This is a genomic window from Paenibacillus cisolokensis (genome assembly GCF_018403665.1).
In the GTDB taxonomy this organism is placed as follows: Bacteria; Bacillota; Bacilli; order Paenibacillales; family Paenibacillaceae; genus Paenibacillus_AH; species Paenibacillus_AH cisolokensis.
In genome coordinates this window covers 1-17,448 of the sequence record NZ_BOVJ01000100.1, presented here as the reverse complement: position 1 = coordinate 17,448, position 17,448 = coordinate 1, and the positions used below count along the sequence as shown (strand labels likewise).

The 17,448-nt window shown below is 57.8% G+C and carries 12 protein-coding genes and 5 pseudogenes; 13 read left to right on the top strand and 4 right to left on the bottom strand.

The features are described from left to right. Positions 1 to 8 precede the first annotated feature (8 nt). From PACILC2_RS14070 to PACILC2_RS14040, 7 genes and pseudogenes are all read left to right on the top strand, one after another. Entirely contained in the window at positions 9 to 857 is an 849-nt protein-coding gene (locus PACILC2_RS14070; protein WP_244863511.1) for an ABC transporter ATP-binding protein, read from the top strand. Between the two features lie 84 nt (positions 858 to 941). Then, a pseudogene (locus tag PACILC2_RS14065) lies at positions 942 to 1,843 on the top strand (ABC transporter ATP-binding protein). Further along, positions 1,836 to 3,137, top strand: coding sequence for an ABC transporter permease (locus PACILC2_RS14060; RefSeq protein WP_062495638.1), 1,302 nt, complete (start codon positions 1,836 to 1,838; stop codon positions 3,135 to 3,137). The pseudogene PACILC2_RS14065 and the gene PACILC2_RS14060 overlap by 8 nt, the downstream one beginning before the upstream one ends. 23 nt (positions 3,138 to 3,160) lie before the next feature. Next, the gene (locus PACILC2_RS14055; protein ID WP_213529205.1) at positions 3,161 to 3,637 is read left to right on the top strand and encodes a small multi-drug export protein; all 477 of its coding nucleotides are present in this window, start codon (positions 3,161 to 3,163) and stop codon (positions 3,635 to 3,637) included. Positions 3,638 to 3,823: 186 nt separating this feature from the next. Beyond that, positions 3,824 to 4,956 (top strand): annotated as a pseudogene (locus tag PACILC2_RS14050) (Fe(3+) ABC transporter substrate-binding protein). A 50-nt stretch (positions 4,957 to 5,006) separates the two neighbouring features. Beyond that, the gene (locus PACILC2_RS14045; protein ID WP_307860587.1) at positions 5,007 to 6,617 is read left to right on the top strand and encodes an ABC transporter permease; all 1,611 of its coding nucleotides are present in this window, start codon (positions 5,007 to 5,009) and stop codon (positions 6,615 to 6,617) included. Next, positions 6,614 to 7,267 (top strand): ABC transporter ATP-binding protein, encoded by a 654-nt coding sequence (locus PACILC2_RS14040; protein WP_213529204.1) that lies wholly within the window; start codon positions 6,614 to 6,616, stop codon positions 7,265 to 7,267. Before PACILC2_RS14045 ends, PACILC2_RS14040 begins: the two co-directional genes overlap by 4 nt. A 118-nt stretch (positions 7,268 to 7,385) precedes the next feature. Here the strand turns inward: PACILC2_RS14040 and PACILC2_RS14035 are convergent, their stop codons facing one another. After that, positions 7,386 to 8,678 carry a serpin family protein gene (locus tag PACILC2_RS14035; protein WP_213529203.1) on the bottom strand — a complete coding sequence of 431 codons (1,293 nt, stop codon included), beginning with the start codon at positions 8,676 to 8,678 and terminating at the stop codon, positions 7,386 to 7,388. Positions 8,679 to 8,864: 186 nt separating this feature from the next. On the opposite strand from PACILC2_RS14035, the gene PACILC2_RS14030 reads away from it, so the two are divergent. Both PACILC2_RS14030 and wsfD read left to right on the top strand, forming a co-directional pair. Continuing rightward, positions 8,865 to 9,881, top strand: coding sequence for a glycosyltransferase family 2 protein (locus tag PACILC2_RS14030; RefSeq protein WP_213529202.1), 1,017 nt, complete (start codon positions 8,865 to 8,867; stop codon positions 9,879 to 9,881). Between the two features lie 3 nt (positions 9,882 to 9,884). Continuing rightward, positions 9,885 to 11,489 (top strand): glycan biosynthesis hexose transferase WsfD, encoded by a 1,605-nt coding sequence (wsfD, locus tag PACILC2_RS14025; RefSeq protein ID WP_213529201.1) that lies wholly within the window; start codon positions 9,885 to 9,887, stop codon positions 11,487 to 11,489. Here the strand turns inward: wsfD and PACILC2_RS14020 are convergent. Then, positions 11,484 to 11,831, bottom strand: coding sequence for a LytTR family transcriptional regulator DNA-binding domain-containing protein (locus PACILC2_RS14020; protein ID WP_062495627.1), 348 nt, complete (start codon positions 11,829 to 11,831; stop codon positions 11,484 to 11,486). The genes wsfD and PACILC2_RS14020 overlap by 6 nt on opposite strands. A 283-nt stretch (positions 11,832 to 12,114) precedes the next feature. On the opposite strand from PACILC2_RS14020, the gene PACILC2_RS14015 reads away from it, so the two are divergent. Further along, positions 12,115 to 13,233, top strand: a complete 1,119-nt coding sequence (locus PACILC2_RS14015) for a lactonase family protein (RefSeq protein ID WP_213529200.1) — start codon at positions 12,115 to 12,117, stop codon at positions 13,231 to 13,233. 61 nt (positions 13,234 to 13,294) lie between these two features. Beyond that, positions 13,295 to 14,523: pseudogene (locus PACILC2_RS14010) on the top strand (MFS transporter). Positions 14,524 to 14,643: 120 nt separating this feature from the next. Here the strand turns inward: PACILC2_RS14010 and PACILC2_RS14005 are convergent. Both PACILC2_RS14005 and PACILC2_RS14000 read right to left on the bottom strand, forming a co-directional pair. Then, on the bottom strand, positions 14,644 to 14,805 hold the full coding sequence (locus tag PACILC2_RS14005; protein ID WP_201024051.1) for a hypothetical protein: 162 nt from the start codon (positions 14,803 to 14,805) through the stop codon (positions 14,644 to 14,646). Between the two features lie 31 nt (positions 14,806 to 14,836). Next, positions 14,837 to 15,016, bottom strand: coding sequence for a small acid-soluble spore protein H (locus PACILC2_RS14000; RefSeq protein WP_213529199.1), 180 nt, complete (start codon positions 15,014 to 15,016; stop codon positions 14,837 to 14,839). A gap of 458 nt (positions 15,017 to 15,474) precedes the next feature. On the opposite strand from PACILC2_RS14000, the pseudogene PACILC2_RS13995 reads away from it, so the two are divergent. Both PACILC2_RS13995 and PACILC2_RS13990 read left to right on the top strand, forming a co-directional pair. Continuing rightward, positions 15,475 to 15,944: pseudogene (locus PACILC2_RS13995) on the top strand (M15 family metallopeptidase). A gap of 153 nt (positions 15,945 to 16,097) precedes the next feature. Next, positions 16,098 to 17,341, top strand: a pseudogene (locus tag PACILC2_RS13990) (MFS transporter). Positions 17,342 to 17,448 lie beyond the last annotated feature (107 nt).

Below are 17,448 nucleotides of genomic sequence, written 5' to 3'. Positions count from 1 at the left end.
GGGCAACCATGATGGAAGAGAAGGTCGCGATATCGATGGCCGGCGTCGAGCAGAACCGTCCGCACTTCAAGCTCGGACCGCTCGATCTGGAAGTTCCTGCCGGTTATGTGACGGCGCTTGTAGGACCTAACGGATCGGGCAAAAGTTCGACGTTCCGCCTGTTGCTCGATTTGGCGAAACCGGAGAAAGGAACGGTGACGGTGCTCGGCAAGCGGGTGGGCGGAGGAGACGATGTGGAGCTGAAGCGGCGAATCGGCTACTTGCCGGAGAATACGAACAGCTTCGAAGACAGCCTGAAAGCCGAAGACAAGGCCGCTTTCGTCCGGCAATGGTATCCGGATTGGGACGTTAATTATTACCGGGAGCTGCTGCGCCTGTTCGAAATCGACAGCTCGCTGAAGCTCGGCAAGATGTCCAAAGGAATGCGCCGCAAGTTCGAGCTGGCGCTCGCGCTGGCGCATCGGCCGGAGCTGCTGCTGCTTGACGAACCGTCTTCCGGACTTGATCCGATCGCCTGGAAGAAGATGATCGGCGTGCTTCATCGCCATATGGAGCGCGGCGACCGGACGATCCTGATTGCGACGCATATTGTGGAAGAGGTGCGCAGGCTTGCCGACTATATCGTCTTTATGGATTACGGACGGGTATTGGGCATGTACGAGAAGGATGAATTGCTCAGCTCCTGGTCCGTCCTGTTCGTACAGGGCGAAGGCAGGCCCGAATGGCTGCTGCGTACCGTTCCCGGAGCGATCCGGACGGAGGAGGCGGGCGGAAGCGTGCGGATCGTGACCTCCCGCGCGCAGCAGGCGGAACGATGGTGCGAAAGCGAAGGCTATCGGATCGTCGCCCGAAAATGATGGAGCTTGACGATATTTTGGAAGCTATGATGGAGCTCGAGCGAGAAGGGGTCCGCTCATCATGAAGGAGAGGGGAGCAATCGAATGAAGCCATTGAAAGTGGAACGTGTCGTGAAAGAGTATGGAGACAAAACGGCGGTAAACGGTATCAGCTTCGAAGTGTCCGAAGGGGAGATTTACGGACTGCTCGGGGCCAACGGCGCCGGCAAAACGACGACGATGCGGATGGTGCTCGGACTGATCTATCCCGACGGGGGCAGCATTCTGTACAACGGGAAACCGTACAGCCCGCAACTGCTGCCGATGCTCGGTTATCTTCCCGAAGAACGGGGAATGTATCCGAAGGTCAAAGTCAGCGACCAACTGATTTATTTGGCCCAATTGCGCGGCATGAAACCGAAGGATGCGGACCGTAATTTGAAATATTGGCTGGAGCGGTTCAATGTGCCGGAATATTACAACAAGAAGATGGAGGAGCTTTCCAAGGGCAACCAGCAAAAATCCAGTTTATCGCGGCCGTCATCCATGAGCCGAAAATTCTTATTCTCGACGAAGCGTTCAGCGGTCTCGATCCCGTCAATGTCGAATTGCTGAAGTCGACGGTCAAGGAGCTGCGCGACAACGGAACGAGCATCCTGTTCTCGACACACCGGATGGAGCATGTCGAGGAGCTGTGCCGCAACATTACGATTTTGCACAAAGGGGAAGCCGTACTGCAGGGCAATTTGAAAGAGATCAAGAAGCAGTTCCCGCGGGAGAGGGTCATCGTCAGCGCGGACCATCCGATCGAAGGGCTCGACAGTATTCCGGGCGTACGGTCGGTCGTGCAGCATGAGAGCGGGTACGAGCTTTTGATCGATCATCCCGAGACGGCACAAGCGGTTCTCCGTCATGCGATGAGTCAAGGCGATCTGAACCGGTTCCAGCTGATGGAGCCGACCTTGAATGAAATCTTTATCCGATCGGTGGGTGATCACATTGAATAGTTTTCTCGCGGTAATCAACTTTACAGTCCGCAACAAGCTGAGGACCAAGTCGTTTGTCATCACGTCGATTATTTTCGCCCTGATCATTTCGATTGGCGTCAATCTGCCCTATATCATTTCGCTTTTCAATGACGATGACGGATCGAAGACGACGAATGTCGGCTATATCGAATCCAACGAACCTGAAATAACGGAAGCGCTGAAAAACTATTACGAACGGATGGATCAGTCGGACCTGAAAATGGTCGGTTTCCCGGATGCCGGTTCTCCGGAAGCCAACGAGCAGACGTTGAAAGACGCGATGCTGGAGAAGAAGATCAAAGGCTACATCGTGCTGGCGCCGGATGAGGCGGGCGGTTTCCCGCATGTAACATACAAATCCGAGGAAATGTTCGACACGAGCACCGCCTCCGCTCTTCAGACCGGTCTGCAAGCGGTAAAGCTTGAGGCGGTTTTGCAGCATGCCGGCCTGACCGAAGAGCAGAAGCAAGAACTGTTTACGCCGGTCGATGTCGAAACGATGCAAATCGCTCTGACCGGAACGGCCGCGGCGGGAGAAGGCAAAGACGCCGCTCAAAGCGGATTGTCGATGGGCTTCGTCTATGCGATGATGATTGTCCTCTTCATGGGAATCTTCGTCACGAGCCAGTTGATCGCCAGCGAAATTACAGCCGAGAAAAGCTCCCGCGTCATGGAGATTCTCGTCACCAGCGTTGCGCCGCTGAAGCAGATGTTCGGTAAAATTACCGGCATGTTTATTGTCGGTTTGCTGCAAATCGTGTTCTATGTAGCCGTATTCCTGGTCAATGTCAACTTGCCGCATAACGTCGATTTTCTGAAAAACTTCAACATTCATCTGTCGGACATCGATCCGCGGCTCTATGTTTACGCGATTTTGTTCTTCCTGACCGGCTATTTCCTGTATGCGACGCTGTATGCCGCCGTCGGCTCCATCGTCAGCCGTACGGAAGATTTGGCGCAGGCGCTTATGCCGGTTACGTTCCTGTCGCTGGGCGGGTTCTATATCGGCATCTTCGGTATGGGGACGCCGGATGCGATGATCGTCAAGGTCGCATCGTTCATCCCGTTCTTCTCGCCGTTCGCCATGTTTTTGCGCATCGGGCTGGCGTCGCCGATGTTCTGGGAGATTGCGCTGTCCTTCGTCATCCTGTTCGTCAGCATCTTCATCTTCGGCTGGCTGTCGGCGAAGATCTACCGCACCGGCGTCCTGATGTACGGCAAGCGCCCGACCTTCAAGGAGCTGCGCAAAGCGATGAAAGCTTATAAAGTTTAACGAACGGAGGAATTATTCGGAATATGTTGGAATGGCTGCAGCAAGCGGATGACATATGGCAGTACCTGGGGCTGTTCATCCTGGCGATTCTGCCCTGGATCGATATTTTCGTTGTGGTGCCGCTCGGCATTCTGTGGGGGCTGTCGCCGGTCGTCGTCAGCATTGTCGGTTTTGCCGGAAACTTTCTCATGATTGTACTGCTCGCTCTGTTTTTCCGCCAGCTCGCCGCATGGCGGCAGCGCCGCCGCGAGCGCAAAGGGATAACCGCCCCGACGAAGCGGGAGACGCGGGCACGGCAAATTTGGGAGCGTTACGGTATTCCCGGTCTGTCGATCGTGGCTCCGATTCTGCTCGGGACGGATCTGGCCGCTCTGCTCGCCCTGTCGTTCGGTTCTTCGCGCATGCGCGTCGTCGTGTGGATGGGGGTCAGCCTGGTCATCTGGACGGTCATTCTCGCTCTAGGGTCGGTTTACGGCTTCGGCTATATGAAGTGGATCTAAGTTTATACGTTGCATTCATATCGTCTTCCCGAAACGGGTCTTGCGGCGAACCGCCGAAGGCCCGTTTCGCATGTCGGCAGATCGGAGCAGTCTTTGCGGATAAAATTGTATTGACATGCTTAAATGTTCATGTTAAATTTCAAAATGATTATCATTCTCAACAAAGGGGACATGAATGGCATGCAGATGCTTGGCCGGTTTACTTTTTCTTCTGTTGCGGCTATTCTTCTTTTCATCCTGTTGACCGCATGCGGCGCCGGTTCGGGCAGCAGTGAAAACGGCAATACTGCCAGCCAGCTATCCGGATCGGCAGCAGCCGGGCAGTCGGAAGAGTCCGGGCAATCGCAAGAGCAGGAGCAATCCGGATCGAAAGAAGTTAACATTTATACGGCTCGTCATTATGAAGTGGATGGCAAGCTGTATGACGAATTCACCCGGGCGACGGGCATTAAGGTCAATGTCGTGGAAGGCAAAGCCGAGGAATTGATCGAACGGATGAAACGCGAGGGCGAAAGCAGTCCGGCGGACCTGTTCATTACCGTCGACGGCGGAATATTAAATAACGCGAAAACGAGCGGCATTCTGCAGCCGATTGAATCGGATACCGTGAACAGCAATGTGCCGGCTGAATATCGCGATGCGGACAATCATTGGGTCGGCTTGTCCGCCCGCGCCCGCATTATCGCCTATTCCAAGGAGCGGGTAAAACCGGAGCAGCTCAGCACCTATGAAGATCTTGCCACGGACAAGTGGAAAGGGAAAGTGCTGGTTCGTTCCTCGACAAGCCTGTACAACCAATCGCTTCTCGCTTCGCTTATCGAGTTGAACGGGGAAGCGCAAGCTGAGGAATGGGCGAAAGGGATTGTGGCCAATATGGCCCGCAAGCCGGAAGGCGGCGACCGCGACCAAGCAAAAGCGATTGTCGCCGGACAAGGCGACGTGGCGCTTATGAACACATATTACGTCGGTCAGCTGCTGAACTCCAAGGATGCGGAGGAAGTGAAAGTCGGCGAACAGATCGGCGTCTTCTTCCCGAACCAGGAGACGACGGGCACGCACGTGAACATAAGCGGCGTCGGGTTGGCAAAGCACAGCAAAATAAAGATGCGGCGATCAAGCTGATCGAATATTTGACCGGAGCGGAAGCGCAAGCGATATTCTCAAGCGAGAACTTCGAGTTTCCGGTCAATCTGGAAGCCGAGCTGCCGGAACTGCTCAAATCGTGGGGCGAATTTAAAAAACAACAACTTGATTTCTCCAAGCTGGGAGAACACAATAAAAAAGCAGTGGAAATTTTGAATAAAGTAGGATGGGATTAAGTGATACGTCCGCAAACATGGGGAAGGGACATCCGAAGGCGAATGAACGGTTGGACGATCTCCAGCCTTATCGTGGCAGCAGCAATTTTGCTGCCCGTTTTTTCATTCTGGTATCTCTAGCGCAAGGGCCGGGTGAGAACTGGTCGCATATCAAGCAGTATGTACTGAAGGATGCGGTGATGCAGTCCGCTTGGCTGGCGCTGCTGACGGGACTGTTCACGACAGGACTTGGCGTCGGGCTGGCCTGGCTGACGGCGGCGTACGACTTCCCGCTCAGCCGTTTGTTCCGCTGGGCGTTCGCGCTGCCGCTTGCGATACCGCCGTATATCGCCGCCTATACGTACAGCGCCATGCTCGGTTATACCGGCGTCGTGCAGACAACGCTGCGGAATACATTCGGGCTGCAGCTTTCCCAAGGCTGGTTCAATATTATGTCGGTACAGGGCGCCGTTTTTATTTTTACGATGTTTCTTTTTCCGTACGTCTATTTGATCGCCCGGGCATTCTTGGAGAGCCAGACGGGCGCATACGTCGAGAACGCGCGTCTGCTCGGTCGAGGACCGTGGTCGGTCTTCTGGCTTGTCGTGCTGCCGATCTCCCGTCCGGCCATCGCCGGCGGGGTCATTCTCGTATGCTTCGAAGTGCTCGGCGATTATGGGGTTGTCAGCTATTTCGGCATTTCGACGATTTCGACGGCGATCTTCAAGACCTGGTTCGGCATGTACGATATTGCGTCGGCAAGCCGGCTCGCGGCGTGGCTGATGATCGGGGTGCTCGGCCTGTTTCTGCTGGAACGCCAGCTGCGCAGACAGCGCCGGTACAGCGCGACGAGCGGCAAGTCGCGGCCGCTTGTCCGCAGAAGACTCCGCGGGGCGGGCGGGGCTGCGGCTTGCATGTTCGGCGCAGTCGTCATGCTGGTCTCGTTCGTGATACCGGTTGCCCAGCTCGTTGTCTGGGCGACTTGGACGGCGGATGAAGTATGGCATGAAGGTTTTTACCGAATCATTGGGGACACGGTCGCCGTGGCGATCGTGCCCACGGCGCTCACTATGGTAGCCGCCGCGATTGTGGCGGTTTCGGTCCGGCAATTCGGTGGAATATTCGGCTATATGCTGGCGAAGGCGGTTACGGCCGGTTATTCGATTCCGGGGGCGATCATCGCGATCGGCGTACTGGCGGTGTTCATCAAGCTTGACGGATGGCTCGCTCCCGTCTATGCGGCCCTTAGTCTTGGCACCGGGGAAGCGCCGCTCGTGCTCAGCCTGTCGATCGTCATGCTTGTGGCGGCCTATGTCGTCCGCTTCATGGCGACCGGCTATAATGCTCTGGAGGCTGGTTTTGAGAAGATCGGTCCCCAATATGCGGAAGCGTCGCGCTTGCTTGGGAGAGGGCGGACGCAGACGTTCTTGCGCGTAGAGCTTCCATTGCTCAAAGGGGCTCTGTTAAGCGGAACGGTGCTGACTTTTGTCGAAATCGTCAAAGAGCTGCCGCTTGCGCTGCTGTTGCGGCCGTTTAACTTTCAGACGCTTGCGACCAAGACGTACCAGTATGCCAGCGACGAACGGATTCATGAAGCATCGGTGCCGGCGCTTTGCATCGTTGTGGTCAGTCTGGCATCGGTCTATTTGCTGAACCGGATTGAAAGGGGAATGGAGGTATGAAGGTTGTCGAAATGCATCGCGTGTCGTTCACCTATGCCGGCTCGTCCGATTTGATTCTGCAAGACGTTTCGCTTGATGTCGGACAAGGAGAGATTGTCGGCCTGCTCGGCCCGAGCGGAAGCGGCAAAAGCACGCTGCTGCGGCTGATTGCCGGCCTGGAAGCGCCGACGGCCGGCCGCATCGCCGTATGCGGCAAGACGGTCGCCGACCGGACGACCTTCGTTCCGCCGGAGAGCCGCGGTATCGGCATGGTATTTCAAGACTACGCATTGTTTCCCCATATGACGGTTGCCCGAAATATCGAATTCGGTCTTCATCGGATTCCTCGGGGAGAACGGAAACAGCGCGTCCGGCAGATGCTGGAGCTGGTGCAGCTGCCGGAGTACGGTTCGCGTTATCCCCATGAATTGAGCGGCGGACAGCAGCAGCGCGTCGCCTTGGCGCGCGCGCTTGCGCCCAAACCGTCGCTGCTGCTGATGGACGAGCCGTTCAGCAACCTTGACGCGGCGCTCAAAGCGGATATACGCCGGGAGCTGAGGGATATTTTGCGGCGGGCGGAGATGGCCTGCCTTTTCGTCACGCATGACCGCGAAGATGTGGAGGCGATCTGCGACCGCAGCATAACGATTGACGCCAAAGTACTAGTATAGGTTAGGCACCGATGCGCCCATACAAGTTGGACAAACAAAGCTGCGCTCCGCCGAACGATACGGCGAAGCGCGTCAAGCTTGTACGGCGATCATCGCCATGATACGGCGAGCCGCCGGATTAACGGTCCGGGGAGGCCGACGGGTCGTACATCGTGCCGGCAAACACGATCGTCCCCGACGATTCCTCCATAATGGCGAAAAAGAACGGCCGGTCGGCCCGCAGTACGAACGGCTCTCCGATACGCGCCGACTCGTCCCTGATCTCGACGGAAGTGGCGGCCGAAGCTTCCGTCCCCGTCTCGTTCACATCGATAAACGATTTATGTCTGACGCTGAAGATATACAGATTGGGCGGAACGTCCGCCATGCCGGACAGGTCGGCGAGCGAAGGGTTGAATGCCGTCGGCATCCCCATCGCTTTCAGCGCATCCCGCAGCTCGAGCTCGCTCTCCAGCCGGAATTTCGGCAGCCAGACGATCCCTTCCATCTGTTCGTACCCGGTCGTCCAGACGGAAGGATCGGCCGCGAGCTGCGGAAGCAGGCCGGCAAGCCCGGTCTTTTCGTCGTCGGGCAGCGCCACGATCATGCTCCAGCGGCCGTCGCCGTACGGCAGCTTCACCGCCTGGAACCCTTCTCCCCGCAAATAATCGAACAATTCGTTCTGCCGGCTCATCAGCGGAACGTCCGCCGTCGTTCCGTCCTCCAGCCGGAACGGCTGCATCGACGTGGCCGCTTCCGGGAACGGCGTCTTCCAGTCGCCTTTGAAATAGATGGCCTGGAGCAGAAACATGACCGTGCTTTTATCGATCGGTCCTTCGATCAAACGGTCTATCGCGCCCTCCGTCTGCTGTTTGACCCAATCGTTGATCGTGTCGATCGCCCCCGGGTCGTCGAAGTCCAGCTGCTCGATACGGGCGTCGTAGAACCGCTCGTTCGTCTGCAGGAACTCGTCATGGAACGGCTTGCCTTCCCGCGCCCACAGCGATTGCACCGCATGCACCCGAACCTTCGGATCTTCGCTGGCGAGCAGCTTCAGCAGCGTTTCGTTGCTTTCGTTTACGTCCTCCGGGCTCATTCCGCCGGCAATCGTCTCGCTCATCTCCTTCAAGGTGTCGGCGCGCGCGCCGTTCATCGTCATCGAGAGCGCGATCGCAATGCTGGAAGGGGATAGCAGCACGCTGCCCCCGTGCTTTTCCTGCTCGGATATTTCCAGCAGCAGCTTCATGCCGAAAGCGTTGTAAGCCGTCGTCAGTTTCCGATCGATTCCGCTTGCGTCAGGCCAGTTCGTTCCCGCCGTTCCCGGCCGGCCGACGCCGTCAGGGCCGCCTTCGCCGCCCGGCTTGCCGCATCCCGCCAAAGCGGGCAGCAGCAGGAAGGCCAGCACGAGCGACAGCCATTTTACAGGCCGCATCGTAAGTCCCCCTTTTGTTTCGTTTCTTGCCATCTCAGACGGCCGGATTTCCTGATTTGTTTCATAGACTGCTTAAATAAGGGGATGCATGGAAAAAATAATAGAGAACGTATCCTTGCAATTGCGCGAACGATGCGATTTAATTTAATATGAAAATGGAAAAGCAGAGAAACGAAAGGGCGGTGAATGGACTTGCGTTCCGGACCGAGACTGGCCATTGTGTCGCCGTGTTATAACGAGGAAGAGGTGCTGCCGGAGACGATCATGCGCCTGAGCGGTTTGCTGACGGAACTGATGGACGAGAAGCTCGTCGCGCCGGACAGCTTCCTGCTGTTCGTCGACGACGGCAGCAGCGACCGGACATGGCCGCTCATCGTCGAAAGCCGAAGGCATAATCCGCTTGTACACGGTCTCAAGCTGGCGCGCAACGCCGGCCATCAGCAGGCGCTCGTCGCCGGTCTGATGAGCGTTCGGGATCGCATCGACTGCGCCGTTACGATCGACGCGGACCTTCAGGACGATCCCGCGATTATCCGGGAATTCGTGAAGAAGTACAAGGAAGGCTGCGATATCGTATACGGCGTACGGCGGAGCCGGGCGACGGATACGTTTTTCAAGCGGACGACGGCGATCGGCTTTTACCGTTTGATGGAGTGGATGGGCGTCAATATTGTGTTCAATCACGCCGATTTCCGGCTGATGAGCAAGCGCGCCATCGACAGTCTGGAGCGGTTCAAGGAAGTGAATCTGTTTCTGCGCGGCATCGTTCCGTCGATCGGCTTTCGCTCGGCCTCTGTCTACTATGATCGGACCGAACGTTTTGCCGGAACTTCCAAGTATCCGCTGCGCAAAATGATAGCTTTCGCTCTCGACGGCATTACATCGTTCAGCATCCGTCCGATCCGGCTTGTGACGCTTGCGGGCTTTATCGTATTTCTGGCCAGCCTGACGGCGGCCGTCTACGCGCTGATCAGCAAATTTACCGGCAACGCCGTATCGGGCTGGACGTCGCTCATCGTCTCGATCTGGCTTCTGGGCGGCATACAACTGCTTGCGCTCGGGCTGATCGGCGAATATATCGGGAAAATCTATAAAGAAACGAAGCGTCGTCCGCTTTATATCGTCGAGACGCTTTTGCTTCCGGAAGGACAGGAAGCGGCAGCGCCGGAAACGATGAGGCTGACGGAACGAATGAGGGGATAGGAAATGAGAGAGAGAATCCGCTGGGATATCGTCGCCGTCGCCGCCGGCGCGGTTATATTGGCCGCGCTGCTGTTTACGAAACCGTTTATCGGCGTCGCGGATAACGGCGATTTTCAGCGCATTATGGTCAGCGTCGGCTTGACGTATCCCGAGCATGCCCGGACTTACGAGGAACGTTTCTTTCACTACGCGCATTCGCAGTACAGCTACGGGGAGTTCAAGGCGGGAGGATATTGGTCGTCCCAGCTTATTTTTGCCATGGCGGCATCCCTGCTCGGCCGGATATGGAACGCAGGCGCGTTCGATATCCGGGTGCTAGGTTTCCTGTACGCGTTGACGCTGCTTGCGGCGACATGGATCGTCGTCCGGTTCGGGGCGGGCAAGTCGAGGCTGGCCGCTTTTCTGCTCGCAGCCGCGGTTCTTTTCGTCTTCTATGACATCGGCTACGTCGCGTACTTCAATTCCTTCTTCGGCGAACCGGTATCGCTGCTGTTCATGCTGATGACCGTCGGGTTCGCTTTCTGGCTGACAAGCCGGCAAGAGCCGTCTGTCTGGCTGCTTGCGGCCTTCTTCGCATCGGCGATCATGCTCGCCTGCTCCAAAATCCAGAACGCGCCCGTCGGCGTCGCATTCGCGCTGCTGGCGCTCCGGTTCGCCGCGCTTCGGGACGACCGCCGCTGGCGCAGGCGCGTCTATACGCTATGTGCTGTCACCGTGGCGGTTTCGATCGCCATGTACGTGGCGGCGCCCAAGGAATTGAAGCATATCAATCTGTACCAGACGGTATTTTACGGCATCCTGAAGGATTCGCCGGACCCGAAACGGGATTTGCGCGATTTGGGATTGTCGGAGGAACTGGCGGTGAATGCGGGCACGAACTACTTCCAGACGGACGCGCCGATCAAGCAGGACGATCCCCTTCTCGAGCGGGAGTTCTACAGCAAGTTGTCGCATAAGGATGTCGCCGTCTACTATTTGACGCATCCCGGTCGGTTTATCGACAAGCTGGAAGCGGGAGCGAAAGCCGGCATGACGATCCGCCCCTATTATCTCGGCAATTACGAGCAAGCCGAGGGCAAGCCGCCCGGCGCGCTCTCTTACGCCTACAGCGCCTGGAGCGAATTCAAGGCGAGACATGTGCCGAAATCGCTTGGCTTTTTGATCGCTTTCTATGCGCTGTATTACTTTATCCTCCTTTTCTTGTACATGCAGCGAAGCGATCGGCGTTACCGGATCGGCCTCGAGACGCTGATGCTGATCGGGCTCGTCGGCATCTTCTCGCTGTGCGTGCCGCTGCTCGGAGACGGAGAAGCCGATCTCGGCAAGCATCTGTTCATGTTTAACGTCTGCTTCGACATGATGGCTATAGCGGGCGCCGTATGGATCGTCCGAAACGTCGTCATGCTGGTAACGAGCCGGCTCGGCTATTCGGCGCGGCGGTCGACGTACCGTTTTGACAGGCGTCCGAATTCATGCCCCGATCGAGCTTCCGTCATGTCCGGCAAACCGGCCGATACTTGCCGAATCGAACCAAGACAGCCGGCGGTTATCCGCCGGCTGTCTTGGTTTGGGGTGCCGCCGCTCTCCCGGACCGGCGCGCCGTTATGACGCCGTTCCCTGGTTCCGGTTTTGCAGCAGCGTTTGCAATTGGTTCCGCTTCCGTCTGGAAATGACGATCTGCTTGCCGTCTGCCCCCGGCACCCGGAAGACGACGATGCCGTCCCGGATGGCGTCGACCTTGCCGAGATTGACGTAACAATCCGAACTCACTTTGAAGAAATGGGCATCCGCGGTCAATTTGCGGATCTGGTCGGCAGACATTCTTCTTTTTATATTGTAATTTCTGCCGTGAAAACTGACGAGATGATGGGCGCCGACCCTGAAGTACAGAATATCCCGGACGACATCAAACTCCTCGTACACATTGCGCTCTCGCTCCGCCGCATTCATCCAATGACCCTCCCCTTGAAACGAGAATATGATGCGACTTGTTAGCGCTTACATTTTAACATAAACGATACCGTTTGGGAAGTGGAAATTGCCGCCGCTCGTCCCGGGCTCATGAACCCCTGTAATGGACAACGGAAGCGGTGCGGCGGCGCAATGGCCCGAATAAGTCCTCATAACGGTCCGAAAACGGCCTTCCCGGGCATTGTCACTTGCGGGCGGTTGTGGTATGTTCGGTTCAAATCGGCCGATGGCCGAACACGTAAACGACGGGAGGCCAAGATGAATGGAGGGCATTAATGATCATGCGGGAACCGGCGGTCGTTCCCGCATCTTGTATGTCGGCTCGTACGGCGAAGCTTCGGAGCCGACGCTGCATGTTTGCTCCTTCGACGAAGAGACGGGGACGCTGGCGCTTGTTCAGCAGCTGGCCGGCGTCGAACACGCCTCCTATTTGGCGGTGCGCCCCGGCGGCCGCGTGTTGTACGCGGTCAGCGAGACGTCGGAGACAAGCGGCCGGCCCGGCGGGTCGGCGGCGGCATTCGCGATCGATCCGCCGACCGGGAAGCTCGCGCCGTTGGACGGCCGGCCGCTGACGCACGGCGCCCATCCGTGCTATATTAGCACGGACCGCGAAGGCCGGGCGGCGCTTGTCGCCAATTATTCGGGCGGCAGCGTTGCGCTGCTGCCCATCGGCGAAGACGGCCGGCTTAAGGAAGCGGCCGCCGTCGTGCGGCACGAAGGCGAACTCGGGCCGAACAAGGGACGGCAGGAGAGCCCGCATCCGCACTGCATCGTGCCGCATCCGGAAGGCGGCTATGCCTATGTTCCGGATCTCGGGACCGATTCGATTGTCATCTACCGGTTCGATCCGGCCGGACTGACGTTGACGAAACATGGCGAATGCGCCATTCATGCCGGGGCCGGTCCGCGGCATCTCGTATTCCACCCGAGACTTCCTGCCGCCTATGTCATCAACGAGCTCGATTCGACCGTCACATGGCTTCGCGCCGATGCCGATTCCGGCAAGCTGGAAGCGGGCCCTGCGGTTTCGGCTTTGCCTGACGGCTTCGCGGGCGAAAGCTACGCGGCGGATATTCATTTGTCGCCGTGCGGGCGCTTCCTCTATGCGTCCAATCGCGGCCACGACAGCATCGCCGTCTTCGCGGCGGATCAGAAGGACGGGACGCTTGCCGTCATCGGCCATGTGCCGTGCGGCGGCCGGACGCCGCGCAACTTCGCGCTGTCCCCGGACGGGCGCTGGCTGCTTGCCGCCAGCCAAGACTCCGACGTTGTAACGGTATTCGCTGTCGATGCCGATTCCGGAAATCTGAAGCCGAACGGTTCGACGCTGAGGCTGCCGAAGCCGGTATGCGTTCGCTTTTATGAAGAAACAGCGTCTTAACCTGCGGAACTGCCGCAGCTTTCGCACAGTCTGAAATTCGCAATAGGAGGCCGTTATCCGCATGCCTGTTACGGAAACTGCCGCCCGGTCGGTCGCCGTACGGACCGGGACGGTTTATTTCATCTTGTTCGCTATCAGTGCGGTCCACATGCTCAACGATACGATGCAGGCGGTCGTCTCCGCGCTGTTTCCGATTTTCGAGGAGTCGATGGGACTTTCTTACGCCCAGGTCGGCTGGATCGCGTTCACGCTCAATATGACCTCGTCCGTCATGCAGCCGGTCGTCGGACTGGTTTCCGACAAGCGCCCGGCGCCCTGGATGCTGCCTTTCGGGATGGCGCTGAGCATGATCGGCCTGGCCGGTCTGGCGTTTGCGCCTTCCTTCTGGCTGCTGCTGCTGTCGGTTGTGCTGATCGGTCTCGGCTCCGCCATCTTTCATCCGGAAGGCTCGCGCGTCGTTTATTTCGCGGCCGGCGGACGGCGGGGACTCGCGCAGTCGATTTATCAGGTCGGCGGCAATTTCGGCCAGTCGCTGGCGCCCTTGATGACGATCTTCATCTTCGTTCCGCTCGGACAGCGGGGCGCGGCATGGGGGATGCTGCTCGCGGCGGCGGCCATCGTCGTCCTGCTCAAGGTCGTACCGTGGTATTCCGGACAGCTTGCCGCGCATGGCGCGCCCGCGAAGCGGCGCAAGCCGGCCGGCGCCGAGCAATTGCATGCCGCACGCAAGGAACGCCGCGTTGTCATGTTCGCCTTGATGCTGCTGCTCGTGCTGGTCTTCTGCCGCTCCTGGTATGCGGCGGGAATGGGCAATTTCTATCAGTTTTATGTAAGGGATACGTACGGCCTGACCATTTCGGCGGCTCAGTTGCCGCTGTTTCTGTTTATGGCCGCGGGCGTGGCGGGGACGTTTCTGGGGGGCATTCTGGCCGACCGTTTCGGCCGCAAAACATGATGCTGTTCTCCATTGCCGGCGCGGCACCGTTCGCCATCCTCCTGCCCCATCTGCCGCTGGCCTGGGTTTATCCGGCATCGTTCGTGCTCGGTTTTATTTTGCAGTCGGGCTTCTCGGTCAGCGTCGTGTACGCCCAGGAACTGATGCCGGGCAAAGTCGGCATGGCATCGGGGCTCATTACCGGCCTGGCGTTCGGCCTCGGCGCGCTTGGCGCTGTCGTGCTCGGCAACGCCGCCGATGCGTTCGGTCTGGCGAACGTCATGCTGTACACCAGCTTCCTGCCGCTCATCGGCCTGCTCAGCTTCCTGCTTCCGCCGGATCGCCGGGATGCGTAGCGTAGCCGTCCGGATCTTGCGCCGAAGGGGAGAGCCGCGACCGCACAGGGCGGCTTCGCGACCGCACAGGGCGGCTAAAAGACCCGCGGGGGAGCCGATGCTCCCCCGAATTGTCGGGCTTCAGTCCTCCGGCGTGCGGTCCAGATACAATCTCGTTACCTCGGTATAGTTTCCGCGCGCCGCTTCCTCTGCGGTCGGCTCTTCCTCCAGACTGTTATGCGTGTCCATACCGGGCGCCAGCGTCGGCTCTTTCTTGGGTTGCCGCTCTTTTTTTCTTGCCATTTCCGTCGCTCCTTCCCGCTTTCCGAGCAGATTAATGTTCGGTCAAGCTGTCCAGCGGCACGCTCAGCTCATTCTCGGGCTGGCCGAGCGGGTATATTCGGGCGGTTTCATTCTGGGCGTCGACTTGCTGGATATAGACTTGCATCCCTTGATACGTGACGTTCGCCATTACGGGCGATTCGGATATTTCGATTGCGCGCTGTTTGTTCATTTGTGCACCTCTCTTGAATTTTCGCAAGGAAGCGGATTCCGCGGAATTCCGTTTTTTAGGTTGCGACAATCGGGGCGAATCTATCCTTGAAATCCGGGAGACGGCCGGATTATGCGAAAAAATTTAAAACAGGCTTAACTATTTCTTAAGAACTTTGAGATATAATGGCAGTTGGCGCCGTCCGTTCGGCCGATGCCGAAGCGGGCAACGCCCGTACGAAGAACGCAAGCGGAGGATTCGAAAGATTGAAGAACAGTGAACCGGCATACCGAAGACAAGCATCCAGGCCGCATTACAACCGGCAGCCGTCCCGGCTCACGTCCCGAAAGCCGTCAACCCGCAGCGCCTCTTACCGAAGACCGAGAAAAAAGAAACAGCCGAACAATAAATACGTTCTGGCCGCCATCCTTGTGCTCGTCATTCTGATCTGGGCAAAATGGCAGTCTCCGGCGCCTGAAATACCCGAATCGCAAAGGCGGACCGCCGAAACGTCCGAAACGGTTGCCGGGCTTCATCCGGCTGTCATCGAGAAAAAAACGAATTGGTGCGGGAAACGAAAAAAATCGGCATCTCCATCGTTATCACGCAAGGCTTCCGCAGCCATGAGGAGCAGGACAGGCTGTACGAGCAAGGGCGCAAAACGGAAGGCCGCGTCGTGACCAATGCGAGAGGCGGGGAGTCGTACCACAATTACGGTCTGGCGATCGATTTTGCGCTGCGCGGAAAAGACGGGGAAGTGCTGTGGGATTTGGAATACGACGGCAACGGCAACGGAAAATCCGACTGGATGGAAGTTGTCGAAATCGCCAAGTCGATCGGCTTCGAATGGGGAGGCGACTGGGAGGATTTCCCGGATTATCCTCATCTGCAGCTGAGCTTCGGACTCAGTCTTGCCGATCTGCAACGGGGCAAGCGGCCTCCGGAATAACGGGACGACATGCAAACGGCAAACGGCTTATTTTTGTAAAATATTTCCTGAATCTACGTCCCGGAACCGATTGCTTTTCCGCCGTCTGTGCCTCATGATGATAAAGGTACGGATTGAGAAACCGTAGACTGTATCAGGGAGAGTGTAAACGATATGTCCAATGCCGCGGCGGCAGTTTCCCCTGGCGGGAGCTTGTTCCGCAACCGATTCTATCAAACGGTCTTATTTTCCAACGTTTTGCTCCAAATCGGCATCTGGGTGCGGAATTTCGCCATCCTGATGTTCGTAACCGACATGACGAACGACGATCCGGTCGCCGTTTCGCTCATCTCGGTCGTCGAATTTGCGCCCATCTTCGTCTTTTCGTTCATCGGCGGCACGTTCGCCGACCGCTGGCGTCCGAAACGGACGATGATCTGGTGCGACTTCTTATCCGCCATATCCGTCTTTATCGTATTGCTGACGCTCATATACGGCTCCTGGGAGATGGTCTACCTGGCCACGTTCGTGTCGGCCATTCTGTCCCAGTTCTCCCAGCCTTCGGTCATGAAGCTGTTCAAGCAGCATATCGCACCCGAACAGCTGCAGCAGGCGATGGCCGTATTCCAGTCGCTTATTGCGATTTTCATGGTGCTTGGCCCGTCGCTCGGCATCTTCGTATACCGGCAGTGGGGGATCGAAATCGCTATCGCCATTATGGGCGTCGCCTTTTTGCTGTCGGCGGTCGTGCTGTTCCGGATTCCGTCCGATTTTCCCGAGGAACGGACCGATGCGGAGAAACCGGATTTCCGCAAAGAATTGAAAGAGGGTTTCGCATACGTCTGGCGTTCGCCGGTTCTCAAGGTGCTTGGCGGCGCATTTGCCGCGGCCGGGATGGCGGTCGGCATCGTTCAGACGCTCGGGCTGTTCATCGTAATTGAGCGGCTTGGCGAGCATAAAGATTTCCTGCAGTTTCTGCTTGCGGTCAACGGGGTGGCGATGCTGATCGGCGGCGGCCTTGTGATGGCGGTCGCGAAAAAATATCGCCGCAGAAGCTGCTGGCGTTCGGGATGTCGGTCGGCGCGCTGTGCATGGTCGGAGTCGGCTGGTCGACGAGCGTTCCGGTTACGCTGGCGCTGCAGTTTGTGAACGGGCTGGTCTTTCCCTGCATTCATATCGGCATCAACACGATGATTCTCCAATGGACGAACCAATCGTTCATCGGCCGCGTCAACGGTGTCCTGAGCCCGATGTTTATGGGGATGATGGTCATTATGATGTCGGTATCCGGCCTGCTGAAAAAAGTGTTTCCCCTCGTCGGCATCTATACCGCTGCCGGATTGATCATGCTGCTTGGCACGCTGCTTCTCTCCACGACTTTCAAGCATAAGCCGGAGCAGGAACAGTTGTCCGCCTAGCAGTCTGCCGCCACCGGCGGCGCGGGGCGCTGAACGGGCAGCAAAGCGGCGCGTCCGCCGGCACTCAGTCCGATGGGGCTGTCCCAAAAGGTCTTGAATGACCTAGG

Bases quoted from the DNA above. Each gene is read 5' to 3' on its own strand.
- PACILC2_RS14055 (WP_213529205.1), top strand. From the start codon at position 3,161: ATGTTGGAATGGCTGCAGCAAGCGGATGACATATGGCAGTACCTGGGG.
- wsfD (WP_213529201.1), top strand. From the start codon at position 9,885: ATGAGAGAGAGAATCCGCTGGGATATCGTCGCCGTCGCCGCCGGCGCG.
- PACILC2_RS14070 (WP_244863511.1), top strand. From the start codon at position 9: ATGATGGAAGAGAAGGTCGCGATATCGATGGCCGGCGTCGAGCAGAAC.
- PACILC2_RS14020 (WP_062495627.1), bottom strand. From the start codon at position 11,831: ATGAATGCGGCGGAGCGAGAGCGCAATGTGTACGAGGAGTTTGATGTC.
- PACILC2_RS14040 (WP_213529204.1), top strand. From the start codon at position 6,614: ATGAAGGTTGTCGAAATGCATCGCGTGTCGTTCACCTATGCCGGCTCG.
- PACILC2_RS14005 (WP_201024051.1), bottom strand. From the start codon at position 14,805: ATGGCAAGAAAAAAAGAGCGGCAACCCAAGAAAGAGCCGACGCTGGCG.
- PACILC2_RS14030 (WP_213529202.1), top strand. From the start codon at position 8,865: ATGGACTTGCGTTCCGGACCGAGACTGGCCATTGTGTCGCCGTGTTAT.
- PACILC2_RS14015 (WP_213529200.1), top strand. From the start codon at position 12,115: ATGGAGGGCATTAATGATCATGCGGGAACCGGCGGTCGTTCCCGCATC.
- PACILC2_RS14035 (WP_213529203.1), bottom strand. From the start codon at position 8,678: ATGCGGCCTGTAAAATGGCTGTCGCTCGTGCTGGCCTTCCTGCTGCTG.
- PACILC2_RS14000 (WP_213529199.1), bottom strand. From the start codon at position 15,016: ATGAACAAACAGCGCGCAATCGAAATATCCGAATCGCCCGTAATGGCG.